This window comes from Phocicoccus schoeneichii (genome assembly GCF_014635565.1).
In the GTDB taxonomy this organism is placed as follows: domain Bacteria; phylum Bacillota; class Bacilli; order Staphylococcales; family Salinicoccaceae; genus Phocicoccus; species Phocicoccus schoeneichii.
Genome location: NZ_BMDB01000001.1, coordinates 119,809 through 142,378, shown reverse-complemented (window position 1 = coordinate 142,378; position 22,570 = coordinate 119,809). Strand labels below are relative to the sequence as shown.

The following is a 22,570-nucleotide window of genomic DNA, read 5'->3' as shown; positions in this document are numbered from 1 at the left end:
TTTTGACTTTAAACATTAAAAGATAAATTTATGGATAAAGAATTGGTGCATTTGGTCCGAGTGGTAATCCAAGCATCATCCAAACGATGAGCATGAGTGACCACATAACTAAGAAGAATAGAGAGTACGGTAACATAACTGAAACTAGAGTGCCGATACCTAGATCCTTCACATATTTCTGACTGAACGCAATGATAATTGCGAAATATGTCATAAGTGGCGTGATAATATTCGTTGATGAGTCTGCAATACGATATGCCATTGTTGTGAGTTCTGGTGAGTATCCAAGTTGCATTAAAATTGGCACAAAGATTGGTGCCATCATCGCCCACTTCGCACTTGCACTACCAATGAATAAGTTAATAACTGCTGTTACTAAGATAAACCCAATAATTAAAGGAATACCCTTTAAATTAAGCGTTTCAAGTAACTCTGCGCCGTATACACCAATCACGAGACCAATGTTTGATTCCGCGAAGAATGCAATGAATTGACCTGCTGCAAATGCAAGAACAATAAATGTACCCATTGTTGCCATTGTTTCAGCTAAGTGATTCGCAACGTCTTTATCGCTTTTAATTTCTTTTGTTACCCGACCATATACGAACCCTGGGATGAAGAAAAGAATTGCAATGATTGGTACAAGACTTTGCATAAATGGTGATTGAATAATTGTGTTTAAGTACGTTCCTTCATCTCCACGTAATGGTGACCATGGGAATACGACGAGTAGTGCTACTAAAATTCCAGATACAATAATTGAAATCAGTGCATAGATGAGTCCCTTTTTCTCTAATTTAGAGAGAGGTGCCATCTCATCATCAACGTTCACAGAGAATTTACCATCATAAGCACCTAAGCGTGGTTCAACAATTTTCTCAGTTACAAACCAACCAACGAGTGTCAATAAGAACACACTCACAATAATGAAGTAGTAGTTCATTGCAACGTTCATTGTCTCCACATACTCTGGATTGATTACCGCTGCTGCTTCCATAGTGATTTCTGACAACATTGCATCAGTACCACTTAGCAAGAGATTTGCACTAAAACCACCACTCACCCCAGCAAACGCTGCAGCAATACCTGCTAACGGGTGTCTTCCTAAAGTTAAGAAAATGACAGCACCTAATGGTGGTAATACAACGTATCCTGCGTCACTTGCTACAGATGACATAACACCTGCAAAGACAAGTCCTGCAGTAATGAGTGATTTTGGAATTGAAAAGATAAACGCACGCAGTGCAGCTGCAATTAATCCTGTTCGCTCTGCGATACCAATTCCAAGCATTGTAATCAGCACAACTCCAAGTGGAGCGAATCCAATGAAGTTATCTGTCATGCTAAGAAATATGTATTCAATTCCTTCAGCACTAAGTAAGTTTTTAACTTCAACAATTTCGGATGAATCACCAGGGTGCACAACTGAAACGTCAAAGATTGAAAGTACTGCTGATAGAATCAGCGTTAAAATAGCTAGACCAATAAATAAAGTAAATGGATGAGGTAGTTTGTTACCGCTCCATTCAATGAAGTCTAAAAAACGTTGGAAAAAGTTCTTCCTTTGTTTTACTTCAGCCATGATTAAGCCTCCTAAAATTTAAAGACCATCCATTATCTGGATGGTCTATATTTATATCCGCAATACAATAAGAGCAAAAGTCTTATGTATTACGTATATTTTATCATATTCAATTATTAAATCTAGTAACGATTTTAACTACATATTTGAGATTAACTCATCCGCAAATTCTGAACATTTTACTTCAGTTGCGTTATCCATTAAACGTGCAAAGTCATAAGTAACTACTTTAGAAGAAATTGTTTTCTCCATTGACTCGTTGATTAAATCAGCAGCTTCTTGCCATCCTAAGTGTTCTAACATTAATACACCAGAAAGAATCACTGATGATGGGTTTACTTTGTCTTGACCTGCATATTTTGGTGCAGTACCGTGTGTTGCTTCGAAGATCGCGTGACCAGTGTCATAGTTGATGTTTGCTCCTGGAGCAATACCAATACCTCCAACTTGTGCAGCTAATGCATCACTGATGTAATCTCCGTTTAAGTTCATTGTAGCAACTACATCAAACTCTTTTGGACGTGTTAAGATTTGTTGTAAGAAGATATCTGCGATTGAATCTTTTACGATAATCTTACCAGCTGCAACAGCATCCTCTTGTGCTTTGTTTGCAGCGTCTTTGCCATCCTCTTCAACAATTTTGTCATATTGTTGCCAAGTGAAAACTTTATCTCCAAATTCTTTTTCAGCTAAGTCGTAACCCCATTGTTTGAATCCACCTTCAGTGAATTTCATAATATTACCTTTATGAACAAGCGTTACAGTTGGTTTTTTATGATCTACCGCATATTGAATTGCAGCTCTTACTAAGCGCTCTGTACCTTCCTGTGACACTGGCTTAATTGCAATAGATGAAGACTCAGGGAAACGAATGTTTTTAACATCCATTTCTTCTGTTAAGAAGTCGATTACTTTTTTAACTTCATCCGTACCTGCTTTGAACTCGATACCTGCATAGATGTCTTCAGTGTTCTCACGGAAGATTGCCATGTCCACGTCTTCAGGACGTTTTACAGGTGACGGTACACCTTCATAGTGACGTACTGGTCTTAAGCAAGTATATAAGTCTAATTGTTGACGCAGTGCAACGTTAAGAGAACGAATACCACCACCGATTGGTGTTGTTAAAGGTCCTTTAATTGCAATAAGGTATTCATTAATTTTATCTAGAGTGTCCTGTGGTAACCATTCGCCAGTTTTGTCGAACGCTTTTTGACCTGCATATACTTCTAGCCAGTCAATTTTCTTTTCACCATTGTATGCTTTCTCTACAGCTGCATCGAATACGCGAACTGCTGCATTCCAAATGTCTGGTCCAATTCCATCACCTTCGATGAAAGGAATTACTGGATTGTTTGGTACGTTTAAAACACCATTATTAGTTGAAATTTTCTCGCCTGTCATTATTAATACCCCTTTATATTTTATTATCTTTCTTCGATTGGTTCGTATTTTCTACCAACATGTCCAACATACTCAGCACGTGGACGAATCAATCTATTGTTTCTATATTGCTCCATCATGTGTGCAAGCCAACCAGAAGTACGGCTTACTGCAAAGATTGGAGTGAATAAGTCATGTGGAATACCCATTGAGTGATATACAGATGCACTGAAGAAGTCAACGTTTGGTAATAATCCTTTTTCTTTTTCAACGATTTCAGCAATCTTAATGCTCATGTCATAGAGTTCGCTTTCACCATTTTCTTCAGTTAAACGTTTCGCCATATCTTCAAGATATTTCGCACGTGGATCTCCATCTTTATAAACTCTGTGGCCAATACCCATAATTTTTTCTTTGTTCTCAAGTTTTTTATAGACATAGTCTTCTACATTATCAACTGAACCAATTTCAGTGAGCATGTTCATTACTTGCTCGTTTGCACCACCATGTAATGGTCCTTTTAAAGCACCGATAGCTGCAACTGTACCAGAATATAAATCTGATAACGTAGCTACACACACGCGTGCTGTAAATGTTGATGCGTTGATTTCATGGTCAGCATGAAGAATAAGTGCTTTATTCATTGCCTCAACTTGTGTGTCTGTCGGTTCTTCTCCGAATAACATGTAAAGGAAGTTTTTAGCAAAACTAAATTCTTCTTTAGGTTTAATCGTTTCCAGTCCATTTCTCAGACGTTCAAAGTCTGCAACAACTGCTGGCATCGCAGCTTGAATACGAATTGCTTTATTCATATTTGCATCTTCATTCATATCATCTGCCTTTTCATCAAAGATACCGATGTATGAAATGGAAGTTCTTAAAGCTGCCATAGCACGTCCTTTGTTAGCAGCGAACGCTTTAAATTGTTCACTATTGTTTGTCGTAACTGACATAAACTTGAATAGCTTTGCTTTAAAGTCAGCTAACTCTTCTTTATTTGGTAATCGATCATTCCACAGTAAGAAAATAACTTCTTCGAACTCAGCATTTTCTGCTAAATCATCGATTTCATAACCACAGTACGTTAATTTTGTGCCGATGATTGAACTGATTCTTGATTCACCTATTACGACACCCTCTAAACCAGAGCTTTTCTCAGGCATAGAAATACCTCCCTATAAATGTAACCGTTTTAACATAAGTATAACAAAGTTTGTATATCAATGCTTATTGAAATCACAAACTACTACACCTATCCTTACTCTTATTTTAATATCTTTAATGTATAAGATAAAGTTTCGTTTCTTATCCTTCGCCATAACTTTATATTATCATTAGAAAAGTTAAGAGTTAATGATAAAAACAAAAAGTGCAGGACAAATAAGTCCTACACCTTGATTATTCAGGTAATTCAATTGTTTCAACTGAGTCTACGTTTTGGAAATTTGAAGTTGCTTCGAATCCGATCGTTTGTTCGCCGGATTTTGCTGTTCCTTCTACTTTCGCGTTTGTTAAGAGATATTCTTTAGAATATGTGAGGACAAGTGTGCCTTCTAATTCTTCAAATTCTCCTACAGATTGCGCTAAGTTACTTCCAAAATATGCTTCTTGATTTTCTTCATTCGCAAGATCAAAAGTAAGCGTGAATTGATCATCTTCTTGCTTAATTTTACCGCCTTTTAGATCTTCAGTAATTTTAATGATGTCACCATATGATGCGTTTGATGCAATATTTAATGCGTCTGTTTCTTTCAGTTCACCATTTTCAACTGTGAATGCTTTGTCATCCACTTCATAATAAGTGGATACATTACCATCGATATCCGCTTCAAATTTCGCATTTTCACTTCCATCAATCGTCGTGATTGTCTTCATAGTGAATGCTTTGTCATCTTCTAACATGTCGATGTTAGTCTTTAACACATAGCTATGAACGTTACCATACTTTTCAATCGATCTGTCGATGACTAATTGACCTGTTAATTCTTCTTTTTCTCCCTCTACTTGGATTGATTCTGATCCAGTAGATTCAGTCTCTTCACTCGTATCGTTATTGTCACTGCCACATCCAGATAAAAATAAAACGATAAAGAGACAATAAAACAATAATTTTTTCATACTTTTCACAAACCTTTATTAAAGAACATTCGCATGTCCACTATACACGACATTTTGTTCTGAATTAATTGTTACTTGCATACCATTTCTCAATACCTTAAATGCATCAGTTGCACCTACAATTGTTGGAATTTCTAGGTTTAATCCAATAATTGCGCCTGGACTTGTTAAACCACCTTCAACAGTGATTAAACCAGCAGCATCAACTAAGTGTGGTGTCATCATTCCATCCACTGCATTCAAGACTAAGATTTTACCTTTAGTATCTTTTTCTTTTAAGTCTTCTAATGATTCAATGATTAATACTTCACCAAATCCAGACAATTTTCCGATACCTTGAGCGTTGATTAATGTGTCTCCAACTACGTGAAGTTTCATTAAGTTCGTTGTTCCTGCATGTCCTGTTGGCACTCCTGCAGTGATGATGATGAGATCTCCTTCAGTGACAAACCCTTCTTCAAGAACTGCCTGCACAGATGTGTTTAATACCTCGTCCGTATTTTTATCACTAGGTTTAACAATCGGATGAACACCCCAGACAAGCTGTAATTGTCTTGCCACATGTTCATGTGGAGTCACTGCTACGATGTCTGCGTGTGGGCGATACTTAGAGATCATTTGAGCTGTATGTCCAGATTCTGTTGCTGCAACGATTGCACGACAGTTTAGGTTTAAGGCTGTATGTGCTGCTGCAACACCAATCGCTGTTACCATTGTTGGATCTTGATATTTTGTACGATCCGTTAATAGTTTCTTATAGTCTTGTGCTTCTTCACTTCTGATTGCAATGTTCGACATAGTAGTCACTGCTTCAACTGGATAACTTCCTGCTGCAGTTTCTCCAGATAACATTACCGCGTCACTACCATCGTAAATTGCGTTCGCAACGTCGCTTGCCTCTGCTCTCGTACATCTTGGATTATGTTGCATTGAATCAAGCATTTGTGTTGCTGTGATTACTGGCTTCCCTGCATAGTTACATTTTTTGATAAGCTCTTTTTGTGCAAGAGGTACCATTTCAGTTGGGATTTCTACACCGAGATCCCCACGAGCAACCATGAGTCCATCTGATACGAGTAGAATGTCATCAATATTATCGATACCTTCTTGGTTTTCAATCTTAGGAACGATTTTGATGTAATCTCCATTATTCTTTTCAAGAAGTTCACGAATATCTAGAACGTCTTGCGCTTTACGAATGAAACTTGGTGCAATGAAATCTACCTTGTTTTCAATACCGAAAAGAATATCTGCTTGGTCTTTATCTGTTAACGCTGGAAGATTTACTTTAACTCCTGGAACGTTAACTCCTTTTTTGTTTTTAATAATACCGTCATTTTGAACTACTGTTTGGATGATGTTTTCATCGTTTAAAATTGCTGTCACTTTTAATGTGATAATACCGTCATCTAAAAGAATATCGTCACCAACAGTAATGTCGTTGATTAAGCCAGGATATGTGATAGAAATTGTTTCACTGTTACCAAGTACCTCGTCCATAGAGACGCTTAAAGTTTCCCCTTTTTTAAGCTCAACGATTGGCGTTGCCATATCACCAGTACGGATTTCTGGTCCTTTTGTATCTAATAAAATCCCGATTTTTTTACCAACTTTTTTTGATACTTCACGAATCGATTCAATACGAGCAAGGTGCTCTTCGTGATTCCCGTGAGAGAAGTTAAGTCGTGCAATATCCATTCCTGCATACATTAATTTTTCTAATGTTTCTTTGTCTTCTGAAGCTGGTCCTATAGTACAAATAATTTTTGTGTTACGCATGGAATCCCCCTATATAGATAGCTCGTCAATCATCTTAAGTATTGATGTGTCGAGAATTTTGTTTCCTTGTAATACTTTCTTAAAATCTTTCATCTCTATTTTACCCTTATTTACAATGAGCGCAACATGATGTTTATCTTCTAAAATTAAATCTATAGCAGTGCTTCCGAGTCTTGATGCATAGATACGATCTCTTGCGGTTGGTTTACCTCCGCGCTGTATATGTCCTAAGACACTTGTTCTTACTTCAATATTCAGTGCTTCCGTAATCATTTTACTACACTCATCAGCACTCATAGCACCTTCAGCCACAATAACTATCGAATGTTTTTTCCCGAGTTTAATACTCTCTTCTACCTTTTCAATCACTTTTGGCATGTCTTCAGCTACTTCAGGTACGAGAGATACTTCTGCACCACTCGCAAGACTAGAATATAGTGCAAGCGCTCCACTTTCTCTACCCATGACTTCAACGATAAAGGTACGCTCGTGACTTGTTGCTGTGTCACGAATTCTGTCTATTGCCTCTAAGATTGTGTTTAAAGACGTATCAAACCCAATGGTATATTCCGTAAATGGAATGTCATTATCAATCGTCGCTGGTATACCAATTGTTTTAATACCATGAGATTCTAGTGCGAGTGCACCTCTAAAACTGCCATCTCCACCGATAACAATCACGGTGTCAATGTCATGTTCTTCGAGATTTTTGACCGCTTCTTTTTGCACATCTACTTCTTTGAATTCTTCACAACGCGCTGAATATAGAATCGTGCCACCACGGTGAATAATGTCACCCACATCTCTTACTTCTAACTTTTTGAAATCACCTCTAATAAGGCCTAAAAAGCCATGTGATATACCGTAAACATTGAATCCTTCTTTATTACCTTTTCTAACTACAGCACGAATCGCTGCATTCATTCCTGGGGCATCTCCGCCACTCGTAAGTACCGCTATATTCTTCATAGTGCCTCCTTATATGTCATCATTTATATTATACCACCCATAAAAATTTCTAAAATAAAAAAGAGGCAAAATGCCTCTTATTCAACAAAGTCTCCAATTTTCATATATTTATCAAATCGAGCATCAACGAGATCTTCTTTTTTGATTTTAGACAATTCGTCTAGACCTTGTTCGATAATTGCTTTTGTACCTTTAAATACAAATGGTTTATCGTGATGTGCACCACCAAGTGGCTCTTCAATTAAACCGTCTGCAATTTTAAGTTCATATAAGTCTTGACCCGTAATTTTTAAAGATTCAGCAGCGATTTCTTTTAAAGAACCATCTTTAAATAAAATACTTGCTGCACCTTCTGGTGAAATTACTGAGTAAGTAGAGTTTTCCAGCATGTATAACTTGTCACATACACCGAGTGCAAGTGCACCACCTGATCCACCCTCACCAATTACGATTGAAATAATTGGTACTGATAGTCCAGCCATTTCTACTAAGTTCTTTGCGATTGCTTCACTTTGTCCGCGTTCTTCTGCTTCTTTACCAGGATATGCGCCCTTAGTATCAATGAAACAGATGATTGGTCTGTTAAACTTCTCTGCTTGTTTCATTAAACGCAGTGCTTTTCTATACCCTTCAGGATGTGGCATACCGAAGTTTCTTTCGATGTTCTCTTTGGTGTTCATACCACGTTGATGACCGATTACTGTAACTGGTTGTCCATTAAATGAAGCAATACCACCTAAGATTGCTTTATCATCTCCGTAGTATCTGTCACCAAAGAACTCGATGAAATCGTCAAATATCGAATCGATATATTCTAATGTTGTCGGACGTTCAATGAATCTTGCAATTTCAACTTGTTGCCAAGGTGTTAAGTTCGAATAAATTTCAGTACGCTTCACATCAATTTTCTTTTCTAAAAAGGTAATTTCTTTAGATAAGTCAATTTTGTTTTTTGAAGCATATTTTTTTAGCTCTTGCACTTTCTCTTCGAGCTCAACAATAGGCAATTCAAAATCAAATGCCATCTTCAGTCACCCCGCCACAATGTAATTTTAAAATATTGCTTAATGTCACACGCATTTCTTTACGATTAACAACTCTGTCCAGTTGTCCATGGTCAAGTAAAAACTCAGCTGTTTGGAAATCATCTGGAAGTTTTTCACGAATTGTTTCTTCAATAACACGTCGACCAGCAAAGCCAATAAGTGCACCTTTTTCAGCTAAGTTAATATCACCAACTGAAGCAAAACTTGCACTTACACCACCCGTTGTAGGATGAGTCATGTACGCAATATACAGTAGTCTAGCGTTTGAATGTCTCTCAATCGCGACACTTACTTTTGCCATTTGCATGAGCGACAGTATACCTTCTTGCATTCGTGCACCACCACTTGCAGTAAACACGATGACAGGTAGTTTCTTTTCAGTCGCATAATTGAACGTACGTGCTAAGATTTCTCCTACAGCACTACCCATACTACCCATACGAATTCTAGTATCCATCGTTGCAATAACAACATCGATACCATTAATTTTTCCGTGACCCACACGAACTGCTTCATTGAGGTCTGCTTTTTCTTTGTCTTTTTCTAATTTAGACATATAGTTCGGGAAATCCAGTGGGTTTCTAGAAGTGATCATATCGAATAGTCTCACTTCTGTTCCTTCGTCAAACAATGCTTTCATACGCTCTTGACTAGTAACTGGGAAATGATAGTCACAATTCGGGCAGACAAACACACTTTTCTCTAACTCTTTAGTGTAAAGCATCTTCTTACAACTCGGACATTTTGTCATGATTGGTTTGTCACCTGTATCAATGCCGTTTTTATATGTTTTTGTACGTTTTTTATTTAGCTTATAAAATAAGTCAATTACCATTTTTTACTCCCCAATTCTATAAATTATCTGTATAGCTCTTGATTACAGCATACAGCGTTTTTAGAATTTGATTATCGTCTTCACTGACAGATTTTTCACCATCATATTTCTCTTTAATATGTGCCTCAATAATATGTTGTATATCTAATAGTTCCATGCGTTGTTCGTCTGTTCTCACAATATATTTACCGATTAACTCAAACAACTTATGATTTTTAAAATCAGCTAAAAAAGTGCCTTCGCCAATACGAACATAAATGACACCTAACATTTCTAATGCACGAAGTGCTTCACGTACACTCTGTCTAGAAACATTAAGCTGCTCTTTTAAGTATCGTTCACTAGGTAGTTTTTCACCGACCTTAATATCTTCTTCAATAATTATCTTATTGATTTCCTGTAGCACATACTCTAATCCTGTTTTTTCCTTCATTATCTTACCTACATTATCTATTTTAAAGTGGTCATACCACCGATAATATCACTTTTAGAACATGGCTTCAATTGTTTACAGCATAAATCTGATATTTTCTTTACCTACTCGGGTAATGAGTTGTGTGTAATTTTCTCTTCTAATACTTCCAATGTGTTCTTTCTTTGTATTAAAAATTGGAATGCCATTTTTATTAAATAAATCAATAATATCTTCTGTTTTAGTATTTCTTATATACGCATATCTTGAACGCTCTAAATAGTTTCGTACATATTCCTCAATGTTAAACATTTTATTAATGACAAGTTGTTTTGATCCTCGGAATTCATCCATCTTTCCATTTACAACAATAAATTTATGTTGAAGTTTCGCTAAATTCACATAATAGTTTTTTGGAAACAGTACAGCATCAATATTCTCTCTACCATCTGTCACTTCGACATATGCCATTTCATCTTTATTTTTTGTTGTAATTTTTCTAACGTCCACATTGTATAAGAGGAAAGTTCCCGTCTGCCCTTTATTTTTCTTACTGAGTAATTCAAACGGAATATATTCATAATCTCTTTCCATTAGCAAGACAGGATGAGTGGAAATAAAGAAGTTTAATGATGTGTTCTCCCCTTCTATCATTTCCATCTGAGACATTTCTTCTACATGATGGAACTCTTTTTTGACTCCAAAACCTAACGTTTCTAAGAATCCACCATAGTCTAAACCGTCTTTAATTACTTCTAATGCACGAGGCACAGTTTGTAACATCGTCTTTCTATTTTCTTTAAAATCATCCATTGCTCCAGATAAAATCAGCATTTGCAGTTGTGTTTCACTCGGCTTTAATTCAGTATTTTTCGTAACAAAATCATAAAGATCCGTATATGGTTCGTTACTTCTATTCAGTACAAACGCATCTCCAAGTCTTTTTGACATACTCTTAATCATGCCAAAACCAAGTTGAACGCCGTCATTAATGGTATTTCTAAATCTCGAACTGTTGATACTCGGGCGTTTCAGTTTAATTCCAAGTTGCTTCATTTCACTCAGTGTCTTTGTTCTTTTATCTTCTTCAGTCTTATGTTCCATGAGCATCACGGCATAGAATGCTTCGCTGTAATGCGCTTTTAGATAAGCCATGCGGTATGATGTCATCGCATATACGAGTGCATGGGATTTAGGGAAACCATAATCTGCGAATTTTAAAATTAAATCAAAGAGTGACGACACAGTATCTCTGTCAAAGCCATTTTTAATACCACCAGTGACAAACTTTGCTTCTTCTTTCATCATCGTCTCACGGTTCTTTTTAGCCATTGCACGTCTCATTAAATCCGCTTCAGCAAGTGAGTACCCTGCAACTTTACGCGCAACTTGCATAATTTGTTCTTGGAATATCATGACACCATATGTATCTTTTAAAATAGTTTTTAGCGCTTCTAATGGATACTCCACAGTTTCCTTGCCATGTTTTTTCTTAACAACTGAATCAATTTCTCCCATCGGACCAGGTCTATAAAGTGCAAGAACAAGTGCGAGATCCATTAAACTTTCTGGTTTGTAACGCTTAAGAACATTTGTAATACCGTCTGATTCAAGCTGAAATATACCACTTGTTAGTCCTGCACTCAGAATTTTGAATGTTTTTTCATCATTAAAAGGAACAGCGTTGATATCAAAATTAGGATGCTTTCTCTTTACAAGCTGATTGATGTAGCGTACAAGCGTCAATGTATTTAAACTTAGAACGTCAATTTTCAAAAGTCCTGCAGCTTCTACATCATTCATTGGCCACTGGCTTTTCATTGTCTCACCATCAAACATCGTTGGAATATTCTCCACAAGTGGTGAACGACCTAAGAGAACGCCTGATGCGTGTTGGGATGTATTTCTTGGTAATCCTAATAATTTTGGTGCAATTTCTCTGATGATTTTGTATTTATCTTCTAAATCTACAAGGTTTTTAAAGCGCTCTGAATCGATTGCTTCTAGTAGGTCGTTATTATTCTCATCAATAATATTTGAAATTTCTCGCATTTCACTATCTGTGAAACTAAATATTCGTCCAACTTCACGAGCTGCGCTCTTTGCAGTTAGATTACTGTACGTCAAAATGTGCGCAACATTCATATCTCCATACTTATTCTTTAGATAATCAATTACTTTAGGCACATCTACCGATGCAAAGTCGATGTCAATATCAGGCATGGACACACGTTCCGGGTTTAAGAAACGTTCAAATAACAAGTCATACTTTAATGGATCGAGGTCAGTAATATCTAATAAATAAGACACCAAACTCGCACTCGACGATCCACGTCCTGGGCCCACATAAATGTCCGTACTTTTTGCGTAACGAATTAAATCACTGACGATTAAAAAATAATCTTCATAATGCATTTCGATAATCGTCTTGTACTCATACATCATGCGTTCACGATATGCCTCGTGATTATGATTTACTTTTTTACTAAACGCTTCTTCTAATTCTTGTAAAAGATACTGTTTAGAATCCTTCGTTTCATCAAAAACAGGCAATGTAAATTCTACATGCGGAAGTTCAATATTACACTTATCAACAATCTCCTGATTCATTTGTAAAATATCTTCACTCACATTTACATCCTCAAACGTTTTAACAAACGCATGACCTGTTTCTCTATTTAAATGTGCGATATCGATTTTTGTATTCATCTTTATTGCACGCAGCACGTCTACGACATGCTTATCTTCAGGTTCAAGATAAAACACATCTTCAATATATGCTTGTTTATAACCATTTATATTTTTTATTTTTTGAGAAACGTATGTATCATCTTCATCGATATTGAACTCCTTTAGATACTCAATTCCCTTATCTGTTTTCGCAACAACAATGCAATCCGTAATATCTTTTAGATATGATATTGGTGTATGTGTTAAATTGCTGTAACTCAATCTTGAAGAGAGTCGTGCTAAGAAACGGTAGCCTGAGTTATTTTTAGCATATAAAACAAATGGCACACCTTCCATGCCGTCATCTAAAGAAAATGCCAAACCAACGATAGGTTTGACATTTTTATTTTGTGCAGACTGAATAAACTCATACGTATTATGCATGTAGTTAAAATCAGTGATCGCCACACTTCTTTGACCATCTGCAACTATTTTCTCTAAGAGCTGATCAATTTTAATATTGCTATTTAAAAATTCATAGCTACTATGCACATTTAAATTGATCATACGTTCACTCCTCTATTTCTATTATAATTTCTCTTCTATTTTTTCGATTAATTTTTGTAAATCTTCACGTTTTCTAAAGCGTATGCCTGAAGCTAATTGGTGACCGCCTCCACCGAAGTATTCAGCCACGTCATTGATTACTGTTTTCTTTGAACGTAGTCTGACTCTGATTTCATCTCCAGACTCTAAAGCCATGAACCACACTTTTACATCTTCTATATCTCTGAATAGATTCACTTGTAACGCCGCTTGTGTCTCTGACACACCGTATTCACGACGTGCTTCTTCACTCACATAAATATATGCGACTCCTTTGTCTGTTAATAAAAAGTTGTTAATAAGGTATCCTGTGAATTTAAAGTCATCCAGATTTTTCTTATACATGATCGACAATAATTCACTTGTATCCACACCGTAATTGACTACTTCTGCCGCCACCTGATATGTGCTTGGATAAGAGTTATATAAGAATCTACCCGTGTCTCCGATGATTCCAAGATACGTTTTCTCTGCCACGTTCTCAGTAATCGCATCAGCATCATAGTCATGCATGAGTAAGAACACTAACTCTGAAGTCGATGAAACCCCGATTTCTACAAGGTTGAGGTCTCCATATGGTTCTCTGTTTGGATGGTGATCAATTTTTAATACTTTACAAGAATCAGGAATTTCATCTTTATAATCAATGCGCTCAACGTTCGCTGTGTCTAAAATAATAACGAGATCTGATTCATTGATGTCACCCTCGTCTAACTGACCCATAAAGTCTAGGTTCGATTCCCCCTCACCTAACGCTCTTACAGTTTTTTCTTTGAACTTATTATTTAAAAATGCTTTTAACGCAAACTGAGAGCCAAGTGCATCAGGATCCGGTCTTATGTGTCTTAAAATGACGATAGAATCATTTTCTTCAATCGCTTTAAAGATGTCTTCTTTATATTTATTAAATTCATTTAAATGTTGTGTGAAATTTGTGAACATATTATTTTCATCCGTTCTGTATTGTATATATCGTTAATTCCAATTATACTACAATGGAATGGAGTTGTAGTAAATGGATATCGGTTTAAAAATCCTAATCTCTTCAATCGTCACATTACTCATTTTGTCATTCTTAATATTTTTAGTTTACAAAGTGCTTCAAGTAAGAACAAGAAGAGATGTAAGAAAAGCGTACTATAACGCTATGTCACGTTTCTGGTTTGGAATATTCATGGTCATTTTTGGGTTAAACTCAATCATCCAATTCCATACCGTTGTGGCATATATCATCGGAGGTATCTTTATTATTTTCGGTGGATTTAACGCGTGGCATTTTAACAAGGCACGTAAGTACTTTAAGGGAAATCTTCCTATAGAAGATAAAGCATGGGAAGAGTTTGAAAAGAAAAAACAGCGAGAAAAAAAACAACGCTAGATACCAAAATACGCAAAAGTGAAATCAATCACTCTTGCGTATTTTTTATTTAAAATTTAACACATTCACCTGGTTTTAAGATCTGACATTCTGTTTTTAATCCTTTTTTGAAGACTTCAGGATCTTGCTCAATTGGAGGAAATGTGTTGAAGTGCACTGGCACTGCTATTTTAGGTTTGATGAGTTCATCCACTGCAATGATAGCATCAGACACGTCCATCGTGAAGTTACCTCCAATTGGTACGAACGCGACATCAAATTCTCCATTGATTTCACTAATGAGTTTCATGTCACCAAAGATTCCTGTGTCACCAACGTGGTATATTTTTTTATCTTCTAAAAAAAGAATAATACCTGTCGGCATGCCTGTGTAAGATACAGAACCATCCTCTTCGTTATAACTGCTTGAATGGAATGCATGAACGAATTTTATACCGCCGAAATCATACTCTTTTTTACCACCAATACCCATTGGGATTGCGTTACATCCTTTTGATTCCATTAAATTCGCAAGTTCAAATGGTGCGATCACAGTTGCGTTATTATTTTTCGCGATTTCCACAGTGTCACCAACGTGATCATTGTGACCGTGAGTTAATAGAATGTAATCAACTTCGATGTCCTCTACTTTTAAATCCGTAGATTCATTTCCGTTAATAAACGGATCGATGATTACTTTTTTACCGTTGTTCTCAAATTGTACGACTGAATGTCCGTGATATGAAAGTTTCATAAATGATGCCTCCTTGTTCATGATTCATATACCCTTATGAGAAATATTATAACAGTCATCTCTATAATTCTAATGTGATATGATAACGAGTGAGGTGCCATATGAAAACATTTTACAGAACAAACCAAATTTCAACTCCATATGAAGTTGCGTTATTTGCAGCTCAAAATTTAGATAGTGTTTCTCGTACAGTGATTGATATGTATCGTAGACTATATCCTGAAGCGGAAGTGTATATATCTATCAACACTTCAGAAGAAACAGATACTTTCATGAAGAATAATATTCATTACGAAATTATAAAACAAAACGGTGATGTAGATGGATTTTTAACGAACCAGTTTTTAAAGGATGATTCAGTTTATCTCGATAAGATTTATTTAAGAGAGATTTCAAAACTTGCTGGAGATAAACATCTGATTATCGGACCGGCGTTCTCAAAAATCCCAAGTTTCTTACATTCCAAAACAGTGGAAGAATTAATTGAAGAAAATATATCTGGGATAATGTATGATACGAGAGATTTAGACTTCCATGATTTTAAAGCTCTGCAACCACTAGCGAAGCTCAGAAGTTTTGCTAGAAATCGTATTGAAATCATCCCAGTCGTTTCAACTATTGAAAAAAGAGATGAGCTTCTAAAACTCATCCCTTTTAATGCTACTGCCATTATTTAATTAATGTCTCGATGGGTGTGTATTCAATATCTTGAGCTTCAGCTACAGCTTGATACGTGACGTGACCGTCATATACGTTGAACCCTTGGAGTAATCCTGGGATTCTTTTTGCTGCTTCTTCTGGACCAAGATTTGCGATTTGTAAACCGTACATTAACGTTGCGTTTGTAAGTGCAATTGTTGATGTTCTAGGCACGGCACCCGGCATATTTGCTACTGCATAGTGAATCACACCATGTCTGACATATGTTGGATCATCATGTGTCGTGATTTTATCAGTAGTTTCAAAAATACCACCTTGGTCAATCGCGATATCGATGATTACAGAACCAGCTTTCATATTTTTAACGACTTCTTCAGACACAAGCGTTGGTGCTTTTGCACCAGGGATTAAAACAGCACCAATAACAAGGTCACTCTGTTCTACTGCTTGTTTGATGTTAAGTGGTGTTGACATTAATGTCTGTACACTTGTACCAAAAATGTCTTCTAACTCTCTTAGACGATTGGCATCAAGGTCAATAATTGTTACCTTCGCACCTAAACCGATAGCGATCTTAGCTGCGTTTGTACCAGCGTTACCACCACCTATGATTGTGATATTACCACGCTCAACACCTGGAACACCGCTGAGTAAAATACCACGTCCGCCCTTAATTGATTGTAGGTATTCAGATCCAAGTTGAGTAGCCATACGACCAGCTACTTCACTCATTGGAGCAAGCAATGGTAAGTCCCCTTTCTTACCAGTAATCGTTTCGTATGCAATGGCAGTGACTTTTTTATCTTTTAAAGCCTTAGTAAGCTTTACTTCTGGTGCGAGATGTAGATATGTGAATAAAATAAGACCTTCTCTAAAGAACTCATACTCTTCTTCGATAGGTTCTTTAACTTTCACAACCATATCTGCTGCCCAAACGTCACTTCTGTTGTCATAAATTTTTGCGCCGACTTCTTCGTAATCTTCGTCCGTGAAGAATGACCCAACGCCAGCTCCTTTTTCAACGCGTACTTCGTGTCCTGCTTCAACAAATGCATATACTCCTGATGGTGTTAAGCCCACACGATTCTCGTTGTTCTTTAACTCCTTTGGAATACCAATAATCATAAATATCCCCTCAATTCAATTTATATTGTCGCTTCGACTCGTTTCAAGTGTATCACAATTACAAAATAAAATAATCATAATAATTTTTTACTTATCTTAATTAATTTTTATAAAAATAGGGTAATATAAATATAGAAGATGATTTTAAAGGAGGAAGTTTTAAATGTTAGGGTACAAAAATATTTTAATCGCAGTTGATGGTTCACACGAAGCAGAATGGGCATTCCAAAAAGCTGTAGACATCGCAAAGAGAAACAACGCACGCTTAATTGTGACAAACGTAATTGATACGAGAAGTTATGCATCAGTAGAAGCATACGACCGTACAATTTCGGAACGTGCGAAAACATTTGCCGAAAAGCTACTCGAAGGGTATCAACACCACGCAACAGAACAAGGCGTTACTGATGTTGTGAAAGTTGTTGAATATGGTTCGCCTAAAGCAGTTATTCCTAAGAAAATCGTTAAAGATACGAACGCAGACTTGGTAGTTGTGGGTTCTACAGGTCTAAACGCAGTAGAAAGATTCATTATTGGTTCAGTTTCAGAATCAATCGTGCGCCACTCACCATGTGACGTCTTAGTTGTAAGAACTGAAACATTACCAGAAAACTTTAAGCCAGTCGTAGCTACAGACGAACTCGTTAAAAATCAAAAATAATAGTTATAAGAAATTTACCATGTTTCCGAATCGGAGACATGGTATTTTTTGTATGCCTAATATTTAAAGTTGTATTTGCTTTTAAATCACAGATTAAAAAACCACTAGAACTTGAAATAAAAAAAGACTAGGACGCTCGCCCTAGCTTTCTAATCTCACAGTTATTTGTCATTCATAACTACTTTTACTTCTGTGTACTCTTCGATTCCAAACCATCCGATCTCTCTACCGACTCCAGATTCTTTGTATCCGCCCCATGGTGCATATGGTTTACGTGCTGCACCATTTAATATTATCGTTCCTGTTTCCATCTGCTTAGCGAATTCAAATGCTTCTTTGTCTTCTCCAAATACAGCACCTGATAATCCATAAGTTGAGTCGTTGGCAATTTCTAGTGCGTGGTCTTTATCTTTATAAGTGATCACACATAATACTGGACCAAATATTTCTTCTTGTGCAATCTTCATGTCGTTTGTCACATCTGTAAATACTGTTGAGTTAATATAGTAGCCGTCTAGTTCAGGTACATCCCCACCAAGTAATAGTGTTGCGCCTTCTTTTTTACCACTTTCGATATACTCTAAAATTTGGTCGTATTGTTTTTCAGACACAACAGGTCCCATTGTGTTTTCTTCTTCCTCTGGGCTACCAACCCTAACTTTCTCTTCAACATATTGTTTAATATATTTTTCAGCTTCCTGTTTTTTGTCTTCAGGAATAATTAAACGTGAAAGTGCTGAACATGATTGACCCGTGTTGTTTGTGAGTGTATCCATTGAAGCATACACTGCTTTTTCAATGTCTCCGCCTTCTAAGACAACGTTCGCACTTTTACCACCAAGTTCTAGTGAAATTTTCTTAACAGATTTTTCTGCTTGTTCGTATAATTTCTTACCAACATCTGTTGAACCAGTGAATGATACCATGCGGACATCGTCGTGACCTGCGAGATAGTCACCTACTCCACTACCTGAACCAGTAACTAGGTTGAATACTCCGGCAGGAAGTCCCGCTTCATCAATCACTTCTGCAAGTAAAAATGCAGCAAGGGGTGTATCAGAACTTGGTTTCACAACAATCGTTGATCCGGCTAACAATGCACCAGAAAGTTTACGTTGAATTTGGTTTAGTGGATAGTTCCATGGGGTAATCCCTGCAACTACTCCGATACCTTCACGTAATAGCGTAAATCCTTCATGATCTTCTTCAAAATTCACTTTATTTGAATGTTCAAGAACCGCAGCAATCTCGTTTAAACTTAATTCTACTTGACCAGTCGTCGTAAATTTATTAGATGAACCCAGTTCCTTACGAATGACCGATTCAAATTCAGATTGTCTATTTTTAATACCATCACAAATTTTTGAAAGATATTCTTTTCTTGTCTCAAAATCCGTGTTATTCCACTCTTTATATGCTACTTTTGCAGCTGCTACTGCATCGTCAACATCTTTTTCGTTTCCTTTAGGCACTGTCGCAAATCGTTCTTTTGTCGCAGGATTTTCAACTTCGATTTTTTCGTTGCTATGTGAATCAACCCATTTACCATTGATATACAACTTATCGTAATTCATACTTAAATCCTCCAATTTAATGATTTACTTATTATTTATCCTGAATTTTGAATTTAAAACATTTTTAACGATTGTGCCACTCATCTAATTTTCTTAAGAACGCTGTCATTCCGTGTTGATCTTTAAAGTCAGGAATATCACCAATTAATACTTCTTTATTCTTAAGTGGTGAGAAACCTTTTCTAAGAACAATCATCGATTTCTGTGCATCTTTTGATTTAAAAATTGACTTTGGCAAGTTTAAAAACATCTGCATCGTAACGTCTTCAGTGATATACGTCTTAAACGTGTCTGCGTGTTCCGTTAGAATCGAACTTGGGACGATAAATAGCCCAACCCCGCCATCTTCTACATGATTCATAGCTGCCTCAAGCATTAAGAGATGAGCAAAACTCTGGCCTTCTTTAAATGCCGTCTTATAGTCATTTGCTTCAAGTGGATAATATCCAATCGGAAGATCTCCAACTGCCGCATCGTGCATTTTAATAAATCCAGGTTCAATAATATTTTCTAAGTGGATCTTCATTTCAGTCTCTAAAAACTCACATAGATTCGCGTTCATCTCAACAAGTGTTGGATCCACCTCAACCCCTGTGAGTTCAAACGCATCATTCATCTCTTTTAACGTGAATGATAAGTGTCCTGTACCACTACCAGCATCAATAATTGATTTTGCTTTTTTATCGGATAATAATTCAATAATATATCCGACGATAAATCCAATCATATCCGGAGTCAGTTGGTGATTCGATTGTACTGGTTCCTCTTGAATCTGTTTCAAATATGCAAATTGAAAGGCTTTACGTTTTTCTGGTTTTTCACCTTCTACATCTACCTCAATAAGTGCATGTGACAGAGCTTCTAGCCTAGAAACATCTTCTCTCTTTACGATTTCCTCCACACGGTCTACGAGTGTGGCATAAATTTTTTCTAAATTACTTTCGTTCATAGTTCACCTCAAAAAAATAAGGACTACCCTAAGATAGTCCCATATTTACCTTATGCATTTTTTAATGCTTCGATTGCTTTATCGTAATCTGGTTCGTCTGTACCTTCAGGTACGTACTCTACGTAAACAACTTTGTTGTTTTCATCGAGTACAAATACGCTACGTGCTTGAAGTCTTAATGGCTCCATTAAAGTACCATATTTTTCCGCGAACTCTAGGTTTCTATGGTCAGATAAAGTGACTGCATTGTCTAAGCCAGCATCTGCACAGAATCTTGCTTGTGCAAATGGTAGATCATTTGAAATTGTAATTAACACTGCGTTGTCCACGTCAGCTGCTTCTTTATAGAAGTTCTTAGTTTGTAACTGGCATACACCAGTGTCTAGTGAAGGTACAACACTAATTAATTTTTTCTTACCATCAAAGTTTGATAGGCTAACCTCATCCATTGCTGTGTTAATGAGTGTGAAGTCTTCTGCTGTGTCTCCAACATTCACTTCTTTACCTTTTAAATCGATTTTTGTGCCTTTAAAAGTTATGCTTACCATAATCCGGTTCAACCTCCATTTGTTCAGGATGATTATGTGATTCATAATTTCCTGTGTTGATTTCATTATAAGAGTAAGACTTTTCATTTACAACAAATGTGTCTCCAATGTAGTCGTGAAGTCCAATGCGTTTTTCGTTAAACAAAATCATTAAATAAGGTAGATTAAATAATTGTTTACTGATGATTCGACCGACAACTTCTCTGAAAAACACTTGCGATAATGTGAGTTTATTCCCTTTTTGCGACATGACTTTTAATCCGAAAATTGTCTTACCAAATGTTTGACCAAAGAAATAAGTCAAGAAAAAGAAATACACAAAGTAAAGTACAGCGCTCGCAATTGTTGCGATACTAAACGTGTCAAAAATCACGCGTATAGAATCAAGTTTAAGCATGTTAATCAGCGGAATTATTGCAATATGTTTGATACTCCAAATCACTAATATATCTATTGTATACGCTAGAATACGGATTAGAGTATCGGGTACTAAGTATTTCTTTCCTTCAGTTACTTGGTACATGATACGTCCTCCTATTCATATAGATACATTGGTTGGATACCTTGACGTTTTTGCATCAACGCTTCGATTGTCTGAACATCATTTTGTTTGAATAAGTTTTGAAGCAAGTCTGGTGATTTTAGACCAAAGAATCCTAATGATGATGGATCTGTGCCTATTTCATACACTTGTGAGTTCTTACCAACCTCTTCTTTAAGTGCATTTAAAGCATCGTCAAAATAACCTTCTTCGTCAACAAGTCCGTTTTTCATTGCTTCACTACCTAAGTAGATACGTCCGTCTGCAATTTTACGAACTTCTGATTCACTCATACCTCGTCCGTCTGCAACAACTTGTACAAAATCATCAAACATAGAGTCTACGATACTTTGAACATACTCTTTCTCGGATTCTGGTGTTTCTTTTGTAGGTGAAAGCATGTCTTTCATCTCACCTGATTTATATGTTTCAAATTTCACACCATATTTTTCTGCAAGTTCATGATAGTTTACGCTTTGCATGATTACACCAATAGAACCAGTGATTGTCTCATTTGTTGCAAAGATTTTGTCAGCTGGTGCAGATACATAATATCCACCTGATGCAGCCATATTACCCATTGAGCTGTAGATTTTTTTACCTTTTTCTTTTGCTTCAACTAAGTATTTATGAATTTCTGCACTCTCATACACACCGCCACCCGGTGAGTTAACGTTTAAAATAATCGCTTTTGTTGTATCATCTTCGATGATATTTTTTAAAGCTTCGATTGTCATCTGGTGATTATATCCAGCTTGAGAGCCAAGAAAACCTTGTGACTCAGGTACATCTTGGATTACGCCTTCAATATTGATGACAGCGATACGATTGTTTTCATCTCCAGTTTCTACAACTGTTTCAGGTATTTCTGCAGAATTTTGTGCCAATTCAGTGAAGAAATTCTCCCACTCTGCTGCGCGGAATGTGTTATACACACTCATTGAGATACCGATTAAAACTAACGCGATTGCTGAAATTAATGCTACGGTTCTTTTCATTTT

At 36.5% G+C, this 22,570-nt stretch carries 21 protein-coding genes; 3 read left to right on the top strand and 18 right to left on the bottom strand.

The genetic code is table 11. The features are described 5' to 3' along the window. Nucleotides 1-28 precede the first annotated feature (28 nt). From IEU51_RS00850 to IEU51_RS00800, 11 genes are all read right to left on the bottom strand, one after another. Complete coding sequence (locus IEU51_RS00850; protein WP_186088166.1) at nt 29-1,582, bottom strand: AbgT family transporter; 1,554 nt, start codon at nt 1,580-1,582, stop codon at nt 29-31. A 138-nt stretch (nt 1,583-1,720) separates the two neighbouring features. Then, nucleotides 1,721-2,986 carry an NADP-dependent isocitrate dehydrogenase gene (gene icd, locus IEU51_RS00845; protein ID WP_186088168.1) on the bottom strand — a complete coding sequence of 422 codons (1,266 nt, stop codon included), beginning with the start codon at nt 2,984-2,986 and terminating at the stop codon, nt 1,721-1,723. 23 nt (nt 2,987-3,009) lie between these two features. Further along, the gene (citZ, locus tag IEU51_RS00840; protein ID WP_186088170.1) at nt 3,010-4,128 is read right to left on the bottom strand and encodes a citrate synthase; all 1,119 of its coding nucleotides are present in this window, start codon (nt 4,126-4,128) and stop codon (nt 3,010-3,012) included. A gap of 235 nt (nt 4,129-4,363) precedes the next feature. Beyond that, complete coding sequence (locus IEU51_RS00835; RefSeq protein ID WP_186088171.1) at nt 4,364-5,083, bottom strand: hypothetical protein; 720 nt, start codon at nt 5,081-5,083, stop codon at nt 4,364-4,366. 18 nt (nt 5,084-5,101) lie between these two features. Beyond that, nucleotides 5,102-6,862 carry a pyruvate kinase gene (pyk, locus tag IEU51_RS00830; protein ID WP_186088173.1) on the bottom strand — a complete coding sequence of 587 codons (1,761 nt, stop codon included), beginning with the start codon at nt 6,860-6,862 and terminating at the stop codon, nt 5,102-5,104. A 9-nt stretch (nt 6,863-6,871) separates the two neighbouring features. After that, nucleotides 6,872-7,831 (bottom strand): 6-phosphofructokinase, encoded by a 960-nt coding sequence (gene pfkA / locus IEU51_RS00825; protein WP_186088175.1) that lies wholly within the window; start codon nt 7,829-7,831, stop codon nt 6,872-6,874. A 77-nt stretch (nt 7,832-7,908) separates the two neighbouring features. Next, entirely contained in the window at nt 7,909-8,856 is a 948-nt protein-coding gene (locus tag IEU51_RS00820) for an acetyl-CoA carboxylase carboxyltransferase subunit alpha (protein ID WP_186088177.1), read from the bottom strand. Further along, nucleotides 8,846-9,712: an acetyl-CoA carboxylase, carboxyltransferase subunit beta gene (accD, locus tag IEU51_RS00815; protein ID WP_186088179.1), complete on the bottom strand. Its 867-nt coding sequence runs from the start codon at nt 9,710-9,712 to the stop codon at nt 8,846-8,848. The genes IEU51_RS00820 and accD overlap by 11 nt, the downstream gene beginning before the upstream one ends. A gap of 16 nt (nt 9,713-9,728) precedes the next feature. Then, nucleotides 9,729-10,145 carry a FadR/GntR family transcriptional regulator gene (locus IEU51_RS00810; RefSeq protein WP_186088181.1) on the bottom strand — a complete coding sequence of 139 codons (417 nt, stop codon included), beginning with the start codon at nt 10,143-10,145 and terminating at the stop codon, nt 9,729-9,731. A gap of 75 nt (nt 10,146-10,220) precedes the next feature. After that, entirely contained in the window at nt 10,221-13,361 is a 3,141-nt protein-coding gene (gene dnaE / locus IEU51_RS00805) for a DNA polymerase III subunit alpha (protein WP_186088183.1), read from the bottom strand. Nucleotides 13,362-13,382: 21 nt separating this feature from the next. Continuing rightward, complete coding sequence (locus tag IEU51_RS00800) at nt 13,383-14,342, bottom strand: DHH family phosphoesterase (RefSeq protein WP_186088185.1); 960 nt, start codon at nt 14,340-14,342, stop codon at nt 13,383-13,385. 73 nt (nt 14,343-14,415) lie between these two features. Between IEU51_RS00800 and IEU51_RS00795 the strand changes: the two genes are divergently transcribed. After that, on the top strand, nt 14,416-14,778 hold the full coding sequence (locus tag IEU51_RS00795; protein ID WP_186088187.1) for a YtpI family protein: 363 nt from the start codon (nt 14,416-14,418) through the stop codon (nt 14,776-14,778). A 49-nt stretch (nt 14,779-14,827) separates the two neighbouring features. On the opposite strand, the gene IEU51_RS00790 is transcribed toward IEU51_RS00795, so the two are convergent. Next, complete coding sequence (locus tag IEU51_RS00790) at nt 14,828-15,511, bottom strand: metal-dependent hydrolase (RefSeq protein WP_186088188.1); 684 nt, start codon at nt 15,509-15,511, stop codon at nt 14,828-14,830. 101 nt (nt 15,512-15,612) lie between these two features. On the opposite strand from IEU51_RS00790, the gene IEU51_RS00785 reads away from it, so the two are divergent. Continuing rightward, a complete protein-coding gene (locus IEU51_RS00785) occupies nt 15,613-16,188 on the top strand; it encodes a hypothetical protein (RefSeq protein WP_186088190.1) in 576 nt (191 codons plus the stop codon). Here IEU51_RS00785 and ald read toward each other — a convergent pair. Then, nucleotides 16,181-17,296 (bottom strand): alanine dehydrogenase, encoded by a 1,116-nt coding sequence (gene ald, locus IEU51_RS00780; RefSeq protein ID WP_186088192.1) that lies wholly within the window; start codon nt 17,294-17,296, stop codon nt 16,181-16,183. The two genes, IEU51_RS00785 and ald, sit on opposite strands and share 8 nt — an antisense overlap. Nucleotides 17,297-17,459: 163 nt before the next feature. On the opposite strand from ald, the gene IEU51_RS00775 reads away from it, so the two are divergent. After that, nucleotides 17,460-17,957: a universal stress protein gene (locus tag IEU51_RS00775; protein ID WP_186088194.1), complete on the top strand. Its 498-nt coding sequence runs from the start codon at nt 17,460-17,462 to the stop codon at nt 17,955-17,957. A 161-nt stretch (nt 17,958-18,118) separates the two neighbouring features. On the opposite strand, the gene IEU51_RS00770 is transcribed toward IEU51_RS00775, so the two are convergent. The 5 genes from IEU51_RS00770 to sppA form a co-directional block, all read right to left on the bottom strand. Then, nucleotides 18,119-19,531, bottom strand: coding sequence for an aldehyde dehydrogenase family protein (locus IEU51_RS00770; RefSeq protein ID WP_186088196.1), 1,413 nt, complete (start codon nt 19,529-19,531; stop codon nt 18,119-18,121). A gap of 64 nt (nt 19,532-19,595) precedes the next feature. Further along, nucleotides 19,596-20,480: a class I SAM-dependent methyltransferase gene (locus IEU51_RS00765; protein ID WP_186088198.1), complete on the bottom strand. Its 885-nt coding sequence runs from the start codon at nt 20,478-20,480 to the stop codon at nt 19,596-19,598. A gap of 50 nt (nt 20,481-20,530) precedes the next feature. Beyond that, nucleotides 20,531-21,028 (bottom strand): thiol peroxidase, encoded by a 498-nt coding sequence (gene tpx / locus IEU51_RS00760; protein ID WP_186088200.1) that lies wholly within the window; start codon nt 21,026-21,028, stop codon nt 20,531-20,533. Next, complete coding sequence (locus tag IEU51_RS00755; RefSeq protein ID WP_186088202.1) at nt 21,009-21,551, bottom strand: RDD family protein; 543 nt, start codon at nt 21,549-21,551, stop codon at nt 21,009-21,011. The genes tpx and IEU51_RS00755 overlap by 20 nt, the downstream gene beginning before the upstream one ends. A gap of 11 nt (nt 21,552-21,562) precedes the next feature. Next, the gene (gene sppA, locus IEU51_RS00750) at nt 21,563-22,567 is read right to left on the bottom strand and encodes a signal peptide peptidase SppA (RefSeq protein WP_186088204.1); all 1,005 of its coding nucleotides are present in this window, start codon (nt 22,565-22,567) and stop codon (nt 21,563-21,565) included. Nucleotides 22,568-22,570: the final 3 nt, after the last annotated feature.

What these genes read in the sequence shown, in the direction of transcription:
- IEU51_RS00795 (WP_186088187.1), top strand. Translation starts at nt 14,416, where the DNA reads ATGGATATCGGTTTAAAAATCCTAATCTCTTCAATCGTCACATTACTC.
- accD (WP_186088179.1), bottom strand. Translation starts at nt 9,712, where the DNA reads ATGGTAATTGACTTATTTTATAAGCTAAATAAAAAACGTACAAAAACA.
- IEU51_RS00850 (WP_186088166.1), bottom strand. Translation starts at nt 1,582, where the DNA reads ATGGCTGAAGTAAAACAAAGGAAGAACTTTTTCCAACGTTTTTTAGAC.
- tpx (WP_186088200.1), bottom strand. Translation starts at nt 21,028, where the DNA reads ATGGTAAGCATAACTTTTAAAGGCACAAAAATCGATTTAAAAGGTAAA.
- IEU51_RS00810 (WP_186088181.1), bottom strand. Translation starts at nt 10,145, where the DNA reads ATGAAGGAAAAAACAGGATTAGAGTATGTGCTACAGGAAATCAATAAG.
- IEU51_RS00765 (WP_186088198.1), bottom strand. Translation starts at nt 20,480, where the DNA reads ATGAACGAAAGTAATTTAGAAAAAATTTATGCCACACTCGTAGACCGT.
- IEU51_RS00785 (WP_186088190.1), top strand. Translation starts at nt 15,613, where the DNA reads ATGAAAACATTTTACAGAACAAACCAAATTTCAACTCCATATGAAGTT.
- dnaE (WP_186088183.1), bottom strand. Translation starts at nt 13,361, where the DNA reads ATGATCAATTTAAATGTGCATAGTAGCTATGAATTTTTAAATAGCAAT.
- IEU51_RS00835 (WP_186088171.1), bottom strand. Translation starts at nt 5,083, where the DNA reads ATGAAAAAATTATTGTTTTATTGTCTCTTTATCGTTTTATTTTTATCT.
- IEU51_RS00790 (WP_186088188.1), bottom strand. Translation starts at nt 15,511, where the DNA reads ATGAAACTTTCATATCACGGACATTCAGTCGTACAATTTGAGAACAAC.
- pfkA (WP_186088175.1), bottom strand. Translation starts at nt 7,831, where the DNA reads ATGAAGAATATAGCGGTACTTACGAGTGGCGGAGATGCCCCAGGAATG.
- IEU51_RS00770 (WP_186088196.1), bottom strand. Translation starts at nt 19,531, where the DNA reads ATGAATTACGATAAGTTGTATATCAATGGTAAATGGGTTGATTCACAT.
- sppA (WP_186088204.1), bottom strand. Translation starts at nt 22,567, where the DNA reads ATGAAAAGAACCGTAGCATTAATTTCAGCAATCGCGTTAGTTTTAATC.
- ald (WP_186088192.1), bottom strand. Translation starts at nt 17,296, where the DNA reads ATGATTATTGGTATTCCAAAGGAGTTAAAGAACAACGAGAATCGTGTG.
- citZ (WP_186088170.1), bottom strand. Translation starts at nt 4,128, where the DNA reads ATGCCTGAGAAAAGCTCTGGTTTAGAGGGTGTCGTAATAGGTGAATCA.
- IEU51_RS00820 (WP_186088177.1), bottom strand. Translation starts at nt 8,856, where the DNA reads ATGGCATTTGATTTTGAATTGCCTATTGTTGAGCTCGAAGAGAAAGTG.
- IEU51_RS00800 (WP_186088185.1), bottom strand. Translation starts at nt 14,342, where the DNA reads ATGTTCACAAATTTCACACAACATTTAAATGAATTTAATAAATATAAA.
- IEU51_RS00755 (WP_186088202.1), bottom strand. Translation starts at nt 21,551, where the DNA reads ATGTACCAAGTAACTGAAGGAAAGAAATACTTAGTACCCGATACTCTA.
- IEU51_RS00775 (WP_186088194.1), top strand. Translation starts at nt 17,460, where the DNA reads ATGTTAGGGTACAAAAATATTTTAATCGCAGTTGATGGTTCACACGAA.
- pyk (WP_186088173.1), bottom strand. Translation starts at nt 6,862, where the DNA reads ATGCGTAACACAAAAATTATTTGTACTATAGGACCAGCTTCAGAAGAC.
- icd (WP_186088168.1), bottom strand. Translation starts at nt 2,986, where the DNA reads ATGACAGGCGAGAAAATTTCAACTAATAATGGTGTTTTAAACGTACCA.